Source organism: Staphylococcus pseudoxylosus, from assembly GCF_044794325.1.
Lineage (GTDB): Bacteria > Bacillota > Bacilli > Staphylococcales > Staphylococcaceae > Staphylococcus > Staphylococcus pseudoxylosus.
The window spans coordinates 297,438-318,332 of record NZ_CP085024.1; the positions used below are offsets into that span (position 1 = coordinate 297,438).

Below are 20,895 nucleotides of genomic sequence, written 5' to 3' on the forward strand. Positions count from 1 at the left end.
TAATCGCATGTTGATTAACATGTTTAATCATTGGAATGTATGAAAAATATAAATCTTGTTCTTATACATTTTAAGTAACATGCTGTTTAAATCAACAAATAAATTTAAATTATTTTGTATTTCTCCCCAAAAAATTTCAATGAGTTTAGCCTACGCTTAAAATACTTTCAAACTTTAAAAAACTAATTTAAGAAAGAATACCAATATAATCTGTAGAATTGCGCGCATTTCAATTGCGCAACATAATAATGTGAATTTTATGAAGTGCGTACGTTTAAATGTATTTATTTTGTAAATATTTTTAAAAAATACTTGCATTTATTATTCAGTTGGGTAATATTGAGTTGTGAAAAAGTAAATTTGAGGTGAAAAAATAATGGAAAACAAACAAGGGTTTTTACCTAATAGGTTGAATAAATACTCTATTAGGAAATTTACAGTTGGGACAGCATCGTTATTAATTGGAGCAACTTTAGTTATGGGTGTTGGTAACGAAGCCCAAGCAGCAGAACTAGACTCAATAACAAGTGATAACGCTAGTACTAAAGATAAAGGGGAAGCTTTAGATGTAAGTGATATAAAAAGCGTAGAGGATAGTAACGCTGATGAAACAAACAATGAAGCAAAAACAAATGAAAACAACGATGTGTCAACTCAAGAAAAGACAGAAAATTCTAACTCTTCATCTGACAGTAACGTAACAACATCTACAGAAGAGCAATATAGTGAAGAACAAGTCAATAGTGATGAAAGCAAAACGGAAGAAGCAACTACTGAACCAAAAGAGTCCGATGATACAAATAAAGAAGACTTAATGTCTCCATCTGACAAGTCAGAAGAGAATAATGTCAGTGAGACAGAAGAAGTAAAAGACAGTAACACTACAGAAGATAACACTGGTGAATCAACTAAGAATGAAACACCATCAACAGAGGATAAAGAAACAACAAATTCAGAAGAAGTATTGAATGAAAATACAGATAGTGAGAAAACAACAGCAGAAGATAACTCACAAAAAGATAACTCACAAAAAGATAACACGCAAGAAGATACAGCTACACAAAAATCAGATGAACCAAAAGATGAAGAAACGACATCTGAAAGTCCAAAGCCTTCCTCAAAAGAGGATAATACAAAAGAAACAGAGAAAGCAGCTACAGATGATAATGACAAAACAGAAGAAGCGGAATCACAATTAGAAACTGAACTAGCAACGTCAAAAGATAAACAATCTACAGTTAAATCATTTTTAAGCGATCAATTGCCAGAAAAAGAAGCAACAGCAATCATGGATAATGCAAATATTGATTATGATAATGCTACAGCAGAAGAAATTAATACTGAAATCTTAAAGGCTTCACTTATTGAACTTGTCAATGATCAAGAAAGTGCAAAAACACTTGCTACACCAACCCGTACAATGTTTAGAGCAATGGCTACACCAACAGCATTAGCCGCAGCAGCAGATCAAAGTGAAGAAGTAGAAAAATCATTAGGCTATTTAGATAATTATACATTTGCATCATTAATCTTTGATCCAGGTTCATTAAATAATCCGTCAACATTAAACAGCAACGTCATTCCATTTGACATTCATAGTTATATATCGGGAGCTAACTCAGGTGATAGATATAAGATTGATTTAAAATTGGATCCGATTCTTGCTGAACATGTTACAAAAATCACTGCAAATCCTTCAGGAAGAAGTCAGCCTGTTGAATTTGTAAGGTTAACTGATGAAAATGGTAAACTTACAAACACATGGGAAGTAAACTTTATTAGAGCGAATAATGGCTTGTTTGGCGGAGCAGAAATCTTGTCGCAATATACAGCTAGTAACGGAAAAATTGAACTGGATGATACAGTAGCTAATATTTTGAATAATGCGGGGAGTTTAGAAAATAATAAATTAAACTATCAAATGTTTGTACGTGACTCTACTGGTAATAAAATTGTGCGTACATCTGAAAGTAGTGGGTACTTCTTAACAAGTGATGACAGTGATTTAGTTGCTTTAGAAAATAACGTATCTAGTGAGAATAACAACACATTTAAAGCAAGTAGTGGCTCAGCTGCTTACGATGATGCACCGGGCGAGTATGGTGGATTTATAATCGATCAACAAATAATGAAAAATGGTGTATTCTCATATAGCAAAACGAAAAGCAATCAATGGTCATATAATTATCAAATAGATAAGGATTTATTACCTTATATTGAAAGTGTAGAATTGCATAAATATGACTATAAAGGTTTAAGTGGTTTTGACAAAACATATCATGCAGAAGACAAAGTTGCCGACTTATCTATTGATGATGTTGGTAATGGTTCGATCACTAGTGATAATTTGAATAAACTTATTGAATTTAATAACCTTTTACCTGAAACAGTAGGTGTTAGAATAGTTGTTAAATTAAATCAAAGTGTAAATAACATATTAACTAAAGATGCAGAATATGATGATCAAGGTAATTTAATTAGAGAAACTACTAAACAAAAAGAAGACTTTACTTTTGCAGGTTATTTAACTGATAGTAAAGGATTACTTATCAATAATACATTAGGCACATCAACGTTAGCTTTACAAGACTATGATAAAGATGGGTTACTAGATAGATACGAACGTCAAGTATCGCTTTCAGATCCTGAAAATAACGATACAGACGGCGACGGAAAAAATGATGGAGATGAAGTCATCAATTATAAGACTTCTCCATTAGTTGGTAAGCCTGAGGCGGCTGACATTACGAACGAAGATACTGTTGTAACTGGCTCAGTGCCGCTAAAAGAAGGTGCTGCATCACAAACAGCTAAAGTTATAGATGCAAATGGCAATGTTATTGGTACATCAACAGTTAATACAGATGGTACGTTTTCTGTATCAATTCCTCAATCACCAGAAGGCGTATATACAATTGCAATTGATTCACCTAACTATGAAAATGATGAAGTTAATACATTTAACATCATAGATGTTTCTAAAGTACCTGCACCATCTATTAATCCAGTTGATGATAATGATACAGAAATACAAGTCAATGGCACAGCAGGTGCTACTGTTACAATACGAGATAACAATAATAATGAAATTGGCTCAGTTCAAATACCAAGCGATGGTTCAGCAGCAACTGTCGTATTAAATCAACCATTAACAGCTGGCACAGTATTAACTGCAACAGCTAGCAAAGATGGAAAAATAAGCGAAAATTCACAGCAAATTACGGTTACTGATGCAACAGCACCAGATGCACCAGTGATTAATCCTATAACAAGTAATGATACACAAGTTACAGGTAAAGCCGAACCTAACTCATCAGTTACAGTAGGTTTCCCAGGTGGAGGTAAAGTTTCTGTAACTGCTGATGACCAAGGTAATTTTACTGTTGATATACCAAATAGTGTGATACTTAAAGGTGGAGAAGAGTTTAAAGCAATTTCAACTGATGAAGCAGGCAATGAATCTCCAGTAGCAACAACAACAGTGGCAGACACAATAGCGCCAGATGCACCAACAGTTAAAGATATTACTAGCAATAGCAACCAGGTAACAGGTACTGCAGAAGCTAATTCAATAGTAACAGTAACATTCCCAAGTGGGGCAGTTGTAGAAGCTACAGCAGACGAAAATGGTAACTTTACAGTTGCAATTTCTGAAAACGAAGGTTTACAAGGTGGAGAAACAATCCAAGCTACGTCAACAGATGCTGCAGGCAATGTTTCACAACCTGCTAGTGGACAAGTAATAGATGCTACAGCACCAGATGCACCACAAATTAGTCATGTAACTAGTGTGAGCACTGAAGTGACAGGTACTGCAGAAGCTAACTCAACAGTAACAGTGACATTCCCAAGTGGGGCAGTTGTAGAAGCTACAGCAGACGAAAATGGTAACTTTACATTTGCAATTCCTGAAAACGAAGGTTTACAAGGTGGAGAAACAATCCAAGCTACATCAACAGATGAAACAGGCAATGTTTCACAACCAGGTTCTACGACAGTGACTGACGAAACTGCACCAGCACCACCAACAGTTAATGGTGTAACTAGTGAAGATACAACAGTAAGTGGTATAGCAGAGGCAAATACAACAGTAACAGTGATATTCCCAGATGGTGTGACAGCTTCTGGCAAATCAGATGAAAATGGTAACTATACAATAGCTATTCCAGATGAAGTTAAGTTAACAGGTGGTGAAGAAATTCAAGTTACATCAACAGATGAATCTGGAAACGAAACAACACCAGTAGCTACAACTGTAACTGATGTGACAGCACCAGAGGCACCGACAGTGAACGATGTGACAAGCGAAGATGCACAAGTAACTGGAACAGCCGAAGCAAATTCAACGGTAACCGTTACTTTCCCAGATGGCAAAACGGCAACAGGTACAACTGATGACCAAGGAAATTATACTGTTAATATTCCCGAAGGAATTGATTTAACAGGTAATGAATTATTGAAAGTTACTGCATCGGATTCTAGAGGAAATATTTCACCTGAAGCTTCAACAACGATTGTAGATGTAACAGCTCCAGAAGCGCCAGTATTAAATGAAGTATCAAGTGAAGATGCAACGGTTAGCGGAACAGCTGAAGCAAATTCAACGGTAACCATTACTTTCCCAGGTGATGTGAAAGTTGATGTAGAGACGGATGCACAAGGAAACTTTAGTGTAGAAATTCCAAACAATGTTGTTTTAACAGGTGGAGAAGAAATTCAAGCTGTTGCACAAGATAAAGATGGCAATACATCAGCAGAAGCAACGACAACGGTTGTAGATGCTACGGCCCCAGAAGCACCAACAATCGAAAAAGTGACAAGTGAAGATACACAAATAAAAGGTACTGCAGAGCCAGGATCAGAGGTGACAGTAACGTTCCCAGATGGCACAACAGCAATAGGTAAGGCAGATGACCAAGGCAACTACACAATAGATGTGCCAGCTTCAATTGACTTAGTAGGGGGAGAAGAATTATTACTAGCTTCTATAGATAATAACGGTAATATTTCTGATTCTGTAAAGACAACAGTTGTAGATACAACAGCGCCAGAAGCACCAACGGTGAACGAAGTAACAAGTGAAGACACAGCAGTAAGTGGTACGGCAGAGCCAGGATCAGAAGTAACAGTGACGTTCCCAGATGGCACAACAGCAACAGGTACAGCAGATGATCAAGGTAATTACACAATTGAGATTCCATCAAATGTTAAATTAGATGGTGGAGAAGAACTCGTTGTTACTGCTAAAGATAAAGATGGCAATACATCAGCAGAAGCAACGACAACAGTTGTAGATACAACAGCACCAGAAGCACCAAAGGTGAATGATGTGACTAGCGAAGATACGTCAGTAAGTGGTACGGCTGAACCAGGATCAGAAGTAACAGTAACGTTCCCAAATGGCACAACAGCAACAGGCACAGCTGACGATCAAGGTAACTACACAATTGAGATTCCATCCAACGTGAAATTAGACGGTGGAGAAGAGCTTGTCGTTACAGCACAAGATAAAGATGGCAACACATCAGCAGAAGCGACAACAACCGTGGCAGATACAACAGCACCAGAAGCACCAACGGTGAATAATGTGACAAGTGAAGATACGTCAGTAAGTGGTACAGCTGAACCAGGATCAGAAGTAACAGTAACGTTCCCAGATGGTACAACAGCAACAGGTACAGCAGATGACCAAGGTAACTACACAATTGAGATTCCATCAAATGTAGACTTAAATGGTGGAGAAGAGCTTGTCGTTACAGCACAAGATAAAGATGGCAACACATCAGCAGAAGCAACGACAACAGTCGCAGACACAACAGCGCCAGAGGCACCAACGGTGAATAATGTGACAAGTGAAGATACGTCAGTAAGTGGTACAGCTGAACCAGGATCAGAAGTAACAGTAACGTTCCCAGATGGTACAACAGCAACAGGTACAGCAGATGACCAAGGTAACTACACAATTGAGATTCCATCAAATGTAGACTTAAATGGTGGAGAAGAGCTTGTCGTTACAGCACAAGATAAAGATGGCAACACATCAGCAGAAGCAACGACAACAGTCGCAGACACAACAGCGCCAGAGGCACCAACGGTGAATAATGTGACAAGTGAAGATACGTCAGTAAGTGGTACAGCTGAACCAGGATCAGAAGTAACAGTAACGTTCCCAGATGGTACAACAGCAACAGGTACAGCAGATGACCAAGGTAATTACACAATTGAGATTCCATCAAATGTTAAATTAGATGGTGGAGAAGAACTCGTTGTTACTGCTAAAGATAAAGATGGCAATACATCAGCAGAAGCGACAACAACAGTTGTAGACACAACAGCGCCAGAAGCACCAACGGTGAACGAAGTAACAAGTGAAGATACGTCAGTAAGTGGTACGGCAGAGCCAGGATCAGAAGTAACAGTGACGTTCCCAGATGGCACAACAGCAACAGGTACAGCAGATGACCAAGGTAACTACACAGTAGAAATCCCATCAAACGTAGACTTGAATGATGGAGACACTGTCATAGTGACTGCTACGGATAAAGATGGTAATACTTCAGAACCTACAAATACAAATGTAACTGGTACAGGAGAAAATCCAGGCACAGGGGAAAATCCAGGTACAGGAGAAAATCCAGGTACAGGAGAAAATCCAGGTACAGGAGAAAATCCAGGTACAGGAGAAAATCCAGGTACAGGAGAAAATCCAGGTACAGGAGAAAATCCAGGTACAGGAGAAAATCCAGGTACAGGAGAAAATCCAGGTACAGGAGAAAACCCAGGTACAGGAGAAAATCCAGGTACAGGAGAAAATCCAGGTACAGGAGAAAATCCAGGCACAGGAGAAAACCCAGGTACAGGAGAAAATCCAGGCACAGGAGAAAATCCAGGTACAGGAGAAAATCCAGGTACAGGAGAAAATCCAGGCACAGGGGAAAACCCAGACACAGGAGAAAATCCAAGTACGGGAGAAAATCCGGTCGTAGGTTCTAATTCACCAAATGCTAGCCACAACACAGATAATAGCAACTCTAATGAATCACAAGTAGAAGATTCAAATAACAATTCTAACGTTGTGGAAAACAACAAATCAAAAGATAATAAAGAAAATAAACGATCAGAATTACCTGAAACAGGTGAGGAAGAAACACGTAATGGTACATTATTTGGTTCATTGTTTGCAGGATTAGGTGCATTATTACTGTTTGCTAAACGTCGTAGAAAAAAAGAAGATGAAAAATAGTCGTTTCAAATAAAGTATTATAGAAAGTGATTGCTTATAGAGGCTAGGACAAAGTTATGTCCTAGCCTCTATTTTTATATTTAAGAAAGTACCGAAAAAGATTAAATAAAAGTTTATCCCCTGTGTCAAAGCATTAAATATTTCTTCTTTTACAGTTATTAATTTAAGCGCTTACACAAATGTTTGCAGGGTATATGACAATATAAAGGAGGTATTTATATGATTTATACAAATCCAAATGAAAGTAACGCAAAATACAAAGTTAAAGAGCAATATAGTAATTTTATTGATGGAAGTTGGATAGAGCCACAGGAAGGTGAATATTTTTATAATATTTCCCCAATTACGGGTGATCATTATGCAAAAGTACCTAGGTCTTCACAAAAAGATGTAGATTTAGCAGTAAAAGCTGCTAAAAAAGCACAAGTTGAGTGGGGAAAAAAGTCATTAGCTGAAAGGTCACAACTTTTATTAGATATTGCGGATCGTGTAGAGGAGAATTTAGAATACTTAGCAGTTATTGAAACTTTTGATAATGGTAAACCTGTGAGAGAAACACTTGCTGCAGACTTACCATTAGTTGTAGATCACTTTAGATATTTTGCAGGTGTGATACGTGCCGAAGAGGGTGGTATTTCACAAATAGATAATGATACAGTAGCTTATCATTATAAAGAACCGTTAGGAGTCATTGGTCAAATTATTCCGTGGAATTTCCCGTTACTTATGGCAACTTGGAAAATTGCTCCGGCTATCGTGACTGGAAATGCTGTCGTTCTTAAACCAGCAGAACAAACACCTGTGTCTATTCTACATTTCATTGAAATAATTGAAGATATTTTACCAAAAGGATTAATAAATGTCGTAAATGGGTTTGGCAATGAAACTGGTGAAGCACTTGCTACGCATAAAGAGATTAATAAAGTCGCTTTTACCGGTGAAACAACAACAGGTAAGATTATTATGAAGAATGCCAGTGATAATGTCATACCAGTAACTCTGGAATTAGGAGGCAAATCACCAAATATATTTTATAAAGATATTATGGATAAGGACGACGAATTCTTAGATAAAGCAGTAGAAGGGTTAGTTATGTTTGCCTTAAATCAAGGTGAAGTTTGTACATGTCCCTCTAGAGCATTGATTCATGAAGACATTTATGACGAATTTATAAAATTATGTATTGATAAAGTTAATAAAATAAAACTAGGTAACCCATTGGATGATACAACAATGGTAGGTGCACAGACCTCCAATGAACAACAAGAAAAAATTAAGAAATACTTAGATATAGGTAAAGATGAAGGTGCAGAAATACTTGTTGGAGGTAATGTAAGAAAAGAAAATGAGCATTTAAAAAATGGTTTTTATATCGAACCTACTATTTTTAAAGGTAATCAAAATATGCGTGTTTTCCAAGAAGAAATTTTTGGACCTGTATTGTCGGTAGCCACCTTTAAAAATAACGATGAGGCATTGGCCATGGCAAATGATACAATTTATGGCTTAGGTGCTGGTATTTGGACAAGAAATCAGAATATAGCATACCGCGCTGGTAGAGGTATTCAAGCTGGTAGAGTATGGGTTAATAATTATCATACTTATCCGGCACATGCTGCTTTTGGTGGTTATAAAATGAGCGGTATAGGTCGAGAAAATCATTTGATGATGCTAGACCACTACCAACAAACAAAAAATTTATTGGTTAGTTATGATACGAAACCAACAGGATTGTTTTAAAAAAATTGTTGTAAATTTAATTTATTTTGTTTATAAATTGCGCTAAATGTGTACAGTATAATAATAAATAATATAATATTAGAATTGGGGAACTTATTATGTTTATTATTATTCAGTATAGTAGAGGCAATACATTATTCTATTTAAGAAATAAAAATAAAGAACCAATTAATTCCAGAGTAGTGGCTATTTCTGGAAATAATTATAAGGCATTATTATTAGAAAGTATTGAGAAGCTACTTGCTCAATCTAATCATCATTCAGAATCACTGCGTTTTATACTGCTCGAGATGAATGAAATAGAAAATTTGCAAGTTAATGCCGTCTGTGAAGTGAGTAGATATCTTAAATTTAAGCTTGATACAAGTGTAGTTGTTACCAATAATATTGAAACATTTGATTATGATGAGTATTTGAATGTATAGTTGATATCTATAAAAATATAGTCCCATTAAAAATCTAATTAGTTTATATTAAAATAAAATACGCAATGATATTAAGAAGGAAACACCAAAATTGCATCCTCGATTTTGGTGTTTCCTTTTATCTTAATTTAAAGTGTTTTCGTAATAGTTTTCGCCTAATATATTTTGAGTAGTATAGTTAGAATGATTTAAATATTGTTGTATAAATTCTGACATATTTTCTTTTTTTAAATCATACATTACTTCAATTTCCTTAGAAAATAACCTTGGATGGGATTTTAAATATAATGACAAATCTGGTAAGGGCTTGGGATCAACTTTACTTGATTTATTTAAATCCTTAAGTGTGTCTACATATACATTGAGTTCTCTTGCACCTACAATTTTAGCGCCATGATTATCATCGTTTAATAGCACTATAGTTGGAAAACTTCGAACCCCTAATTTATGAACTAAATCAAAATCTTCAAGAAGCAATTGCTTTCCTTTGGCACTGTTTGATAAAGCTAAAATATCTTTTATACGAATTGTGTCTTCATTTTTATAAAATTGTTGTAGCAGTGATTTAAGTACATTTTCATCAGAAATATTTTTGTTAAAAACAAATACTGATTCCCTTACTACCCTAATAAATTTTATTGCAGCTGTAGGTGAGTCTAAGTGTTGAATTACTTTATAAACGCGTGATGTCGGATATGAGTATTGTACAGGATCAATTTCCATTATTGTGCCATCAATCGGCATGCGTGAATATTGTCCTACTTCTTGCCAGTGTGGTGTAACATCTGCCGGTTTGAAAATGCCATTCGCTGGATCTATAGGTCCTTCTCCCCATTCTTCTAATAGTCCACCCATCACCATTTGGAAATTAAATAAATGTCCATATTGTACCAATAATTTATTTAAAGTGGGTTCAAATGCCCAACAATGAGAACACATAGGGTCGGTGACATAATATAAAGTCTGCTTAGACGTCTCTGTATTTAAATTAAGTGTTTCTACTTTATTCGAATCACTAGGTTTGCACACTCCTGATTAAATATTGCATACCATATTTTTCTCCATAATTTGACCTCCAAAGTTTAATTAAAAGTAATATAGTTTTATAATAAGCAGTAATAGGATTTATAAATACCAACAACTTGTCAATAATGTTGGATATTCAACATCAATACTTCATTGTTGGAGGGAAATGAGGCCGTCGAATGGTACAATCAAAATCAGACTTGCGCGTAATCAAAACTAGAAAATCTATCATGCAAGCTTTTATTAAGTTATCAGATGAAAAGGATTTTAAAAATATAACAGTAAAAGATATTACCCAACAGGCGCTTATCAATAGAGCTACATTCTACTATCATTTTAGTGATATATATGATTTGTTAGACAAAGCACTCGCAGAAGAATTATTAATTAATTTGAACTATGAGTATTTTGATCAAAAGAAATTAGATGAAGCAACGCTTGCGTATATTTTTGAAATTGTAGCAGAATTTCAACTATCTTTGAGTCGAAGATGCCATAGAAGTTATCCTGAAACGATTGGTAATATTATTCAAGAACATATTGAACGTGTGTTGTTGAGGTTATTGGCCGAGGTGAAATTTGAGGACGAATCTACACGTCAATTAGCAGCTAGCATGTTAAGTGCAAGTATTTATAGAGCTTCTGAAAAATGGTGTGAAGGTTATAGTGATATTTCTGCCGAGTCTTATATTAAACGTGTAACACCTTATATTATATCTGGTTTAGTAAGTCGATAGAAAACGATTAAAGGAGGAATGGTTGTATGGGAATTATTATCTTAATATTGCAAGTAATCCTAGGTTTATTCTTTATCATGACGGGATTTAAAATATTTTCTGGTGAGATGAAACAAGAATTTGCACGATTTGGGTACCCGCCTATTTTTAATAAAATCACTGGAGCATTTGAGTTTATTGGAGCTATAGCAATGTTAATCGGTGTTTTCTATAGTCCATTGGCAATATTTGCTAGTGTATTAATAGGTTTAACTATGTTGACTGGTGCATTGTCACATATTCTTTTAGGTAAAGATCCAGTTACAAAAGCGATGCCAGCAATCGTCTTGTTTTTATTAAATTTTTGTGTGTTTATCTATTATATTTAGATACGTTATTATTTTTAATATTAAAGCCCCCAGTTAACTTATTTTAAGCTGGGGGTTATTTGTAGTTGCTTAAGCTAGACCTTGAATTTTTAATACAATTTCTGCTACAAGTGCAGAACCGATATATGTACTGAGCAAAATAACAATACCTACAACAATGGTTTTCCACCCTAACTTTGCAAAATCAGCCCAGGAATTTCCTATTGAGACACCTGCGTATGCAACAACTGGTGTGGCTAATGATAGTAAATCTACTTTTTCAGTCCATTCGACAATATGTGAGGATCCAGGAACCCCAGGGATAGTGATGATTAAACCTAATATGCCAATATAAGCAATACTTGGTATGTTTAAAGGCACGATATCCCGTAAAATCAAACCTAATAAGGCAATACCCATTAAAGCAAGGATGCCCGGTGTTGCATCAATAGGCATGACGCTATAACCAATCCAATTACTAAAAAGTGAAATAATTCCTACTATACATAAGGTGAGAATCCAATTTGTAACTTTTGAAGACATCGTAGTCACTCCTTATCTTTTGTGATTTTTGATTTAACATGCATAATCAAGCTATAGTATTTTCGGGTTAAAGGTAGAGCAATTAAAATACCAACATAAAGTCCTGTCACTGACGTTAGAAGATTACTTACGCCAGAAAATGCGGTAATTGTACTAGCTTGGTCAGGATACATTTCGACTAAAGGTCCCAGAGCAGCTGCAGTCATTACGCCACTACCTACTCCTGTAGCCATGGCAAAAGCAATTGGACTAAATGGTAAAATAGAAACTAAAATGCCAGAAAAGATACTAAAAAATATTGCCCCAAAAATGGTTCCAAATATGTACATTGACATCACGCCTCGCCATTCGGGGGAAGAGATGCCATATTTTTCGGTAATCAGCGCTAAATTAGGTTCTCTACCGATTGAATGAGTCATGCCTATAGACTCACGTCGTAAACCTAATAATATAGCTAATGGTAATGAAATAATAATCGTAGCTAAATTGCCGGCTTCCTGTAATATTAAAGCAGGCCCAGCTGTAATGATTTTCGGTAATGCGGGCCCTGCTTCTACACCAAATTTTGCTATAAGCAGTGCTACTGAAATAAATACCATTGGTTCGGAATTTTTAGCTTGTTTTTTACCGATGATGGGCGTGAAATAAACTCCTAAGCCGAGTAACACTGCATAAACAACTGGTAATAAAAGGATTGAAGTTATCCCTAAAGGTATTTTATGTGCACCAATTACTTCAGAAATAATCATAATAATTAATACAATGCCATGTAGTCTCCAATCTTTCCAAAGTATATTTTGTTGTTTCATATCGATACCTCCTAATTAAAATATTCAGAAAATTGAAAATACGAATAAAATCTATTCTATACTTAATATTTCAAAATGAAAAGGGTATCAATATAATTTATATACTTTAGAAATTTGATAAGTGTAAATATGGAATTTAAGCGTATAATGGAATTACTAAAATGGAAAGGTGTGAAGAAGATGCAACATGCTTATCGACAACTTTTATTGCGAATGATTTGTTTATTTATAGTGATGGCGATTGGACGTTTTGCATACACACCTATATTGCCATTTATGCAGCAAACAGGGGGGTTAGATAATCGAAGTGCTGGTTTACTAGTTACGATTAATTATCTAGGTTACTTGATAGGCGCCATGGTTCCTATATGGATTGTTATGTTTAGTAAGGTTACAGATTTGAAAATTTATTTATAAATATTATTTCGACTTTAATGATGGGGCTTTCTGATAATTTTCAACTATGGTGTATTTTGCGTTTGGTTTCTGGAATAACAAGCGGTACAGTTTTTGTGTTAGCATCGAATGTAACGCTTGAAGCTTTAAGAATAGCGAAAAAAGATGGTATCTCAGGTCTGTTATATAGTGGTGTAGGTTTAGGTATTTTTACAAGTAGTATCTTTATTTTCTTATTTACTACAGCGAGCACATGGAAGCTTACTTGGATATCACTAGGTATTTTTTCTTTAATGATAGGGATTATTGTTATATTTGGTATGCACGAAAATCACAATAACGAAAATAAAAATTTCAAATCAAAAAATATTGAACATACCAAAACAATTAAATTGAAGAAAAAATTTATTTGGGGATTTTCAATCGCCTATTTTTGTGAAGGTGCTGGTTACATTATTACAGGGACATTCTTAGTAGCCATCGTTAAATCAATACCAGGACTAGTGGATTATGCAGCGTTAAGTTGGATGTTTGTAGGTTTAGGTGCTGTGCCTTCTACGATTTTATGGTCTATGATGGCAAATAAGGTAGGGCATGCGAAAGCAATATATTTTACATTTGTACTACAAATGTAAAATATATTGCTGTGATACTACCTGTTTTTTCAGGGCATGTAGTGAGCTTAATAATTAGTTCTCTGTTTTTTGGAGCAACATTCCTTGGGTTAACAACATTATTCATGTCTAAGGCACAAACACTTATGTTTCAAGGTAATCATAAAGTAAATTTGGTAGCTTTATTAACAGTTATTTACAGTTTAGGACAAATGATTGCACCAGCACTTTCAGGTATATTAATTGGTGAATCAGGGGATTACAATGCATCGCTAATTTTTGCAGCTTCCATATTATGTGTAGGTTTGTTAAGTATTATATATAGCTATCAGGGGAACAATGGAAGTTAAATTATTCTGTTATTTCCAAGTAATTTATTGAAAAAGTTTAAGCGAGGTATTAGTCTGTTACAATTTCAACTATCTCGTTTGAAGTGTTCTTAAATTCCAAATAATATAGTTCGTCATTTTATGTGAAATCTGATTTGTGAATAAAAGCAGGCCCCTTATCTTCTTTGTAACATACTGATAGTAAGGTTTATTTAGATAGTTTTTCCTTAGGTAACTTACTTTTGTGTAAGTTGACTTTTTGTGGTAATATCGTCATGGATAAAAATTCGAGATAATAATAGATAAGAAGGTTTAAATATATATGAAAGAAAATTTTTGGCTTGAATTACCACGTCCATTTTTTGTTTTAGCACCTATGGAAGATGTTACAGATGTCGTCTTTCGCCATGTCGTAAGTGAGGCGGGAAGACCTGATGTATTTTTCACTGAATTTACGAATACAGAAAGTTTTTGTCATCCTGAAGGCATACACAGCGTACGTGGTCGCTTAACATTTACGGAAGATGAGCAGCCAATGGTTGCTCACATATGGGGAGATAAACCTGAGCATTTTCGTGAAATGAGTATTGGTATGGCTGAGATGGGCTTTAAAGGTATCGATTTAAATATGGGGTGCCCAGTAGCAAATGTTGCAACGAAGGGTAAAGGTTCAGGCCTAATACAACGACCTGAAACTGCAGCTGAAATCATTCAAGCAGCAAAAGCAGGTGGTCTGCCAGTAAGTGTGAAAACAAGACTCGGTTATTCTGAAATAGATGAGTGGAGAGACTGGTTGAAACATGTGTTTGAACAGGATATTGCCAACCTATCTATTCATCTTCGTACACGTAGAGAGATGAGTAAAGTAGATGCACATTGGGAATTGATTGGAGAAATCAAAAAACTTCGTGATGAGATTGCACCAGACACATTGTTAACGATTAATGGAGATATTCCAGATAGAAAAACGGGACTTGAGCTTGCCGAAAAGTATGGTATTGACGGCGTAATGATCGGGCGTGGCATTTTCCATAACCCCTACGCATTTGAAAAAGAGCCACGAGAACATACAAGTGAAGAACTTTTAGGATTATTAAGGTTACACCTTGACCTGTTTGATAAATATTCAAAAAATGAATCACGTTTATTTAAACCTTTACGTAGATTCTTTAAAATATACGTACGTGGTATTAGAGGAGCTAGCGAATTAAGACACCAGTTAATGAGCACAAATACAACAGATGAGGCTCGTGAATTACTTGATGAATTTGAAGCACAAATAGAATCGACAGTAGAATAGTAAAGTTTAAATATAAATAACAAGATAGACTTGGAAATCTTAAAACTTAGATTTCCAAGTCTATTTTTGTTTAATAGTAAGAGAAATAGCAAAGGCAATAATCATAAAAATTGTAATCATTAAAACTACGCCAGGCCATTGAATAAAGTTATAAAATACACCAGCTAAAGTACCGCCAACAGAGGATCCCATATAATAAAATAATAAGTATAGGCTAGAAGCTTGTGCTTTATGGTCTTCTGCGCGACTGGTAACTACTGCACTTGAGATTGCATGCCCGCTAAAAAATGCATAGACACTAAATGCTAAACCAATAATTTTAAAATATAGAGGTGATAATAAAGTAATATTTATCCCGATAATTAGTAATAAAACGCTAAATTTTAACGCGTTTAAAGTACCTAATTTAGTACGTAATTTTGCATTTAAAATCGAGGAAATCATGCCTATTAAAAATAATAAATAAACAAAGCTAATGATACTATCATGCAAATTGTACGGCCTATCTGCTAATTCAAAACCAATATAATTAAACGCAGCTATATTGCAGCCAAGTAGTAGAAAGCCTATCATAAAGGGTTTGAGTAATCGAATATTTGTTAAATGATTATAATAACTAACTAATAATGTTTTTACAGAAAAAGGCTGTTTTTCAAAATGTTTAGACTTCGGTATTAAAACTATGAACAGTATAGTGGCAATGACACTAATTGCTGCGATAGATAAAAGTCCGATTTGATACCCATAAATACTTGAAATAAATCCTGTAAATATACGGCCAAAAGCTCCTCCAAAGGCATTTCCACTTATATAAATTCCCATGGCTTCAGGCAAGTTATGTGGTGAAATTTCTTCTCCAATATAGGCCATAGCTATAGAAGGTAATCCTGCTAAACAAACACCTTGTATCAACCTTATTATAAGAAAGGTATTAAAGTCTGCCACAAAGGGTTGAACTAATGCTAAAAGCGTAACAGATGTAACCGAAAAGATCATGATAGACTTACGCCCTAAAACTTCGGATAGTGCACCAAAAAATAACATAGCAATAGCTAAGGTGATGGTTGCTGCTGATAAAGCTAAACTCGCAACAGTTTCACTAATATTAAATGATTTTGTAAAATGTGGAATCAATGGTTGAACACTATATAAGATTGAAAAGATAGTAAAACCAGAAATAAAGAGTGCAACAATAATTTTGAGATAATCTGTTGAACCTTTTGCTACATAGTTGTTTTTTAAATTATTCAATGTCATGTCCTCACTTATTAGTTGATGTGTTTATCGTAGCATGTAATTAATAATATAAAAAATATATTATTTTTATTTGAATGTGAAAGATTGATAAAATTTGTCAAATAATATAACTAGAAAGATAATAACTCAATGAATTGAATTATTAATGATAATCATATAGATAATTTCCCAAATAAAAGGCCATATTAGGAATATTCAAAAAAATTACAGCTATCTCAAAATAATTACCAGTAAATTAAAAAACAATGTCTACTATTCTATTAAATCACTTGATCTGATATATTAGCTTAAGAAAAAATTTGGGAGGATTTATTAATTATGAAAAAGTTTGTTACAGCAACGATTGCTACATTGTCATTGGGAGCAATTGGCATAGCACAAGGAGAGGCACAAGCATCAGAAAATGATCAATCTAATTCACAATATTCAAGTAACCAGTCTTCTAATAGTATTTTTAACTATGGTTATATTGATCAAGATGCTAGCGGTAATTATCATCACACACTAGATGGTAATTGGGACCAATCTATGTTTGATCAACAACAATATTATTTCTATTTAATTGATGGCGAAGGAAATTATCATTACTTTTATTTCCCTATGAATGATCAAAGTGGAGATGCAAATGCAACAGTAAATAATGATAACAATTATTCTGCTAACCAAAGCCATGAAGCAGTTCAAAAAGATGGTTATGATGTAAACCAAAATAATACACAAAGCATAAATAGTTCAGACGAAGTTTCTGCTCAAACTTCATCTGAACAAGCAACATCAAATGTAGACTACAATGATAGTTATACACGTAATGATGGTAACGGTGAACAAAACGTACAACAGAATGCAACATCAAATGAAACATCAAATGCAACATCAAATGAAACAACTAATACAACAGCCCAAGATTCAACAAAACAAAGTACTTCAAACAATACATCGGATTCAAATTCAACAAGCAACTCAAATTCATCAAATTGGTTAACTAAAAACCGTCAATTACAACCATACGGTCAATATCATGGTGGCGGTGCGCACTATGGTGTCGATTACGCTATGCCTGAAAACACACCAGTTTATTCATTAACTGATGGTACAGTAATTCAAAGTGGTTGGAGTAATTATGGCGGCGGTAACCAAGTTACTATCCAAGAAAAAAATAGTAATAACTATCAATGGTATATGCATATGAATTCTTTAAATGTTCAAAAAGGACAGCAAGTTAAAGAAGGGCAACAAATAGGTGCATCAGGTAGTACGGGTAACTCTACTGCGCCTCACTTGCACTTCCAACGTATGCAAGGTGGCGTAGGTAATCAATATTCAGTTGATCCTACATCATACGTAAATTCAAAAGCATAATAAACAATTAATTAGTCGTCTTTGAATACCTTTAAAAAGGTGTCAAAGGCGATTTTTTTGTTAAGTCATATGTTTATAAAATAAGTGAATGACTCCAATAAAATATTTAGATTATTTGTAATATCTTAAAGGACATATCATAATTACATTAAAATCTATTTGAAAAGGAAGATGAGATGTTTACTATATATGGACATAGAGGATTATCAAGTAAAGCACCTGAAAATACTATAGCAGCATTTGAAGCGGCAGCAAAAGTAACTGGACTAAAATGGGTGGAACTAGATGTTGCAATTACAAAGGATGAACAACTCGTTATTATCCACGATGACTTTTTAGATAGAACCACAGATATGATTGGTGAAATTACACAATTGGAGTATGAAGAAATCAAACATGCTTCTGCAGGAAATTGGTTTGGCTCAAAATTTAAAGATGAAAAATTACCAACATTTGATGAAATAATTGCATTTGCTAATGAATATCAAATGAATTTAAACATTGAGTTAAAGGGTGTAACCGGGGATAACGGTAGTGATTTATCTTTAAGTATGGTTCAGCAAGTAGCTGAAAAATTAAAAGACTTAGATAAAAACCTAAATGTATTGATATCTAGTTTTAATCTATATTTAGTAAAGTTAGCAGAAGTACATATGCCAGCATACAAACGAGCAGTTATCTTCAAAGCAGCAGCGTTTCAAGGAGACTGGAGAACGCTTTTAGATTTTTGTGGCTCAACAATTGTTAATATTGAAGATGCAAAGCTTACAAAAAATCGTGTTCGCGCAATAAAAGATGCTGGCTATGAATTAAATGTATGGACTGTAAATAATAAGATGAGAGCAAATCAATTGGCTAATTGGGGAGTAGACGGGGTCTTCACAGATAAAGGGGATGAATTAGCTCATTTAAATAGTTAATCTATCTACATATAATAAATAGCATGAGGATACAAAATTGTAGTGTGATTTTGTATCCTCATTTTATATAAAACTATGTATGATATCGTTGAAAATATGTTTAATAATTACAATTAAATATGCCCTTTGTGTTTATTATACTACATGAAAAATAAATATTATAGACTACTTCTTTTATTAAATGGCACCTATAATAGTAAGACGTTTTAGAAAAATGAGGGGTAACTATTTTATGGAAAATCAAAAACAAGCATTTGAACAAGATTTATATTTACATGGCACAAAAGCGCAGTTGCAGATAGGTGATTTATTGAAGCCTTTGCAAAAATCTAATTACCAAGACCGCATAATGAATCACATTTATTTTACAGGGACATTAGAGGCAGCAAAATGGGGGGCTGAATTGGCTGTAGCTTTATCTAAAGAAGAAGCAGATGCACACATTTATATCGTAGAGCCACTAGGAAAGTTTGAAGATGATCCCAATGTTACAGATAAGAAATTTCCTGGCAATCCAACGCGCTCATATCGTTCTACTGAGCCATTGAAAATTGTTGCAGAATTAGGTTCATGGGAAAGTCATTCTGAAGAAGAAATCAATCAGATGCTAGCAGGTATCGAACAGTTGAGAAGTGAAGGTCTAGACATTATAGAGGATTAATAGTTATAGATAAAAAAATAGAAATTTCGCTTAATTTATATTTAATTAATTGGTAATCTGTTTATTTAGCGTTTGATAAATAAGTAGTGTGTGTAATTATCTTAATTTACAAAATTGTTTTTTTAAAATTTATATAAATATGATTATCTTTATTTTTCTAGGGTATTTGTCCAAAAAGGGGGCAATTCACATGAGTAAAATATTAGATTCTTTAATGGGAGCACTTGATAGTATTATAAGTTTCATCCCAAATATTATAGGTGCATTAATATTCTTAATCATTGCTTGGATTATTGCAGTAATCGTTAAGAATATCATAGTCAAAGGGCTGGGCGCATTAGGTTTTGAGTCCTGGTTACAAGAAAAAGGCTTAGTAGATGCAGAAAGTGGAAAGTCTGAGTCAGCAGGTTTGATACAAACATTTGGTAAGTTAGCATATTTCCTTGTATTCTTACTATTCTTACCATCAGTTTTTGATTCATTAAACATGCAATCAGTATCTAAACCTATTAAAGGTATGATGAGTAGTATACTTAACTTTTCACCTAAAATTATTGTTGCAGTAGTTATATTAGTACTTGGTTTATTTATTGCAAAAGTTTTAGGTACATTAGTAAAAAACATATTATCAAGCTTAAACGTAAGTAAGTTTAATCAATATGTTAATTTTGGAAAAAATGAAGATAGCATAGATATTCCAGTAGCAGCTGGCTGGGTAATCACTACGCTAATTGGCTTATTCTTTACGGTCCAAGCCCTTAGTACAGTAAATTTATCTGTATTAAATCAAATTGGTGAAGCGATTATCGGTTACTTACCGCTTGTTATTTCTGCTGCAATCATTTTAGCACTAGGATTAATCGGTGGTAACTTAGTTGCAAAATTAATCAATAAATCAACTGGAAACGGTATGTTAGCTGAAATTGTAAAATACTTAGTTATCATTGTTTCCGTATTCATGACATTAGATCAGTTAAACTTTGCGCAAAGTATTGTTAACGTGGCATTCTTATTAATTTTAGGTGCTGTAGCTGTAGCATTTGCAATTGCGTTTGGTATTGGCGGTAAGTCGTTTGCCGAGAAACAACTTGAAAAATTCTCTAATAAAATCGATTCAGAAAATAAAAAATAATTAAAAGCAGAAGTAGTTTTTGCTTTATCAGCGAAAGGACTATTGCTACCAATTTTG

Annotated in this window: 14 protein-coding genes and 1 pseudogene; 11 read left to right on the forward strand and 4 right to left on the reverse strand. The window is 34.3% G+C overall.

All coding sequences use genetic code 11. The annotated features are described in order from the left end of the window. Positions 1-376: 376 nt before the first annotated feature. The 3 genes from LG295_RS01310 to LG295_RS01320 all read left to right on the forward strand — a co-directional run bounded on the left by LG295_RS01310 (position 377) and on the right by LG295_RS01320 (position 9,408). The gene (locus tag LG295_RS01310; protein WP_404476188.1) at positions 377-7,243 is read left to right on the forward strand and encodes an Ig-like domain-containing protein; all 6,867 of its coding nucleotides are present in this window, start codon (positions 377-379) and stop codon (positions 7,241-7,243) included. Positions 7,244-7,462: 219 nt separating this feature from the next. Then, positions 7,463-8,983, forward strand: a complete 1,521-nt coding sequence (locus LG295_RS01315) for an aldehyde dehydrogenase family protein (RefSeq protein ID WP_404476190.1) — start codon at positions 7,463-7,465, stop codon at positions 8,981-8,983. Between the two features lie 98 nt (positions 8,984-9,081). Next, positions 9,082-9,408 carry a hypothetical protein gene (locus LG295_RS01320; RefSeq protein ID WP_326020699.1) on the forward strand — a complete coding sequence of 109 codons (327 nt, stop codon included), beginning with the start codon at positions 9,082-9,084 and terminating at the stop codon, positions 9,406-9,408. A 123-nt stretch (positions 9,409-9,531) separates the two neighbouring features. On the opposite strand, the gene LG295_RS01325 is transcribed toward LG295_RS01320, so the two are convergent. After that, positions 9,532-10,437, reverse strand: a complete 906-nt coding sequence (locus LG295_RS01325; RefSeq protein ID WP_404476192.1) for a DsbA family protein — start codon at positions 10,435-10,437, stop codon at positions 9,532-9,534. Positions 10,438-10,613: 176 nt separating this feature from the next. Between LG295_RS01325 and LG295_RS01330 the strand changes: the two genes are divergently transcribed. After that, the gene (locus LG295_RS01330) at positions 10,614-11,171 is read left to right on the forward strand and encodes a TetR/AcrR family transcriptional regulator (RefSeq protein ID WP_107558459.1); all 558 of its coding nucleotides are present in this window, start codon (positions 10,614-10,616) and stop codon (positions 11,169-11,171) included. 26 nt (positions 11,172-11,197) lie between these two features. Continuing rightward, positions 11,198-11,539: a DoxX family protein gene (locus LG295_RS01335; RefSeq protein ID WP_107529861.1), complete on the forward strand. Its 342-nt coding sequence runs from the start codon at positions 11,198-11,200 to the stop codon at positions 11,537-11,539. A gap of 69 nt (positions 11,540-11,608) precedes the next feature. Here LG295_RS01335 and LG295_RS01340 read toward each other — a convergent pair whose 3' ends face one another. Together LG295_RS01340 and LG295_RS01345 are read right to left on the reverse strand one after the other, a co-directional pair. After that, positions 11,609-12,061, reverse strand: coding sequence for a hypothetical protein (locus LG295_RS01340; protein ID WP_039067556.1), 453 nt, complete (start codon positions 12,059-12,061; stop codon positions 11,609-11,611). A gap of 5 nt (positions 12,062-12,066) precedes the next feature. Further along, positions 12,067-12,870 carry a DUF3100 domain-containing protein gene (locus LG295_RS01345; RefSeq protein ID WP_107529863.1) on the reverse strand — a complete coding sequence of 268 codons (804 nt, stop codon included), beginning with the start codon at positions 12,868-12,870 and terminating at the stop codon, positions 12,067-12,069. A 180-nt stretch (positions 12,871-13,050) separates the two neighbouring features. On the opposite strand from LG295_RS01345, the pseudogene LG295_RS01350 reads away from it, so the two are divergent. Continuing rightward, a pseudogene (locus LG295_RS01350) lies at positions 13,051-14,230 on the forward strand (YbfB/YjiJ family MFS transporter). A 301-nt stretch (positions 14,231-14,531) separates the two neighbouring features. Then, positions 14,532-15,509, forward strand: a complete 978-nt coding sequence (locus LG295_RS01355; RefSeq protein WP_404476194.1) for a tRNA dihydrouridine synthase — start codon at positions 14,532-14,534, stop codon at positions 15,507-15,509. A 60-nt stretch (positions 15,510-15,569) separates the two neighbouring features. On the opposite strand, the gene LG295_RS01360 is transcribed toward LG295_RS01355, so the two are convergent. Further along, positions 15,570-16,760, reverse strand: a complete 1,191-nt coding sequence (locus LG295_RS01360; protein WP_107529865.1) for an MFS transporter — start codon at positions 16,758-16,760, stop codon at positions 15,570-15,572. 324 nt (positions 16,761-17,084) lie between these two features. On the opposite strand from LG295_RS01360, the gene LG295_RS01365 reads away from it, so the two are divergent. The 4 genes from LG295_RS01365 (at position 17,085) to LG295_RS01380 (ending at position 20,838) form a co-directional block, all read left to right on the forward strand. Then, positions 17,085-18,125 carry a M23 family metallopeptidase gene (locus LG295_RS01365; RefSeq protein ID WP_326020703.1) on the forward strand — a complete coding sequence of 347 codons (1,041 nt, stop codon included), beginning with the start codon at positions 17,085-17,087 and terminating at the stop codon, positions 18,123-18,125. Positions 18,126-18,301: 176 nt separating this feature from the next. Continuing rightward, complete coding sequence (locus LG295_RS01370) at positions 18,302-19,045, forward strand: glycerophosphodiester phosphodiesterase family protein (RefSeq protein WP_107529867.1); 744 nt, start codon at positions 18,302-18,304, stop codon at positions 19,043-19,045. 214 nt (positions 19,046-19,259) lie between these two features. Further along, a complete protein-coding gene (arr, locus tag LG295_RS01375; protein ID WP_404476821.1) occupies positions 19,260-19,706 on the forward strand; it encodes an NAD(+)--rifampin ADP-ribosyltransferase in 447 nt (148 codons plus the stop codon). A 139-nt stretch (positions 19,707-19,845) separates the two neighbouring features. Beyond that, positions 19,846-20,838 (forward strand): mechanosensitive ion channel, encoded by a 993-nt coding sequence (locus LG295_RS01380; protein ID WP_158256276.1) that lies wholly within the window; start codon positions 19,846-19,848, stop codon positions 20,836-20,838. The last annotated feature ends 57 nt before the right edge of the window (positions 20,839-20,895 follow it).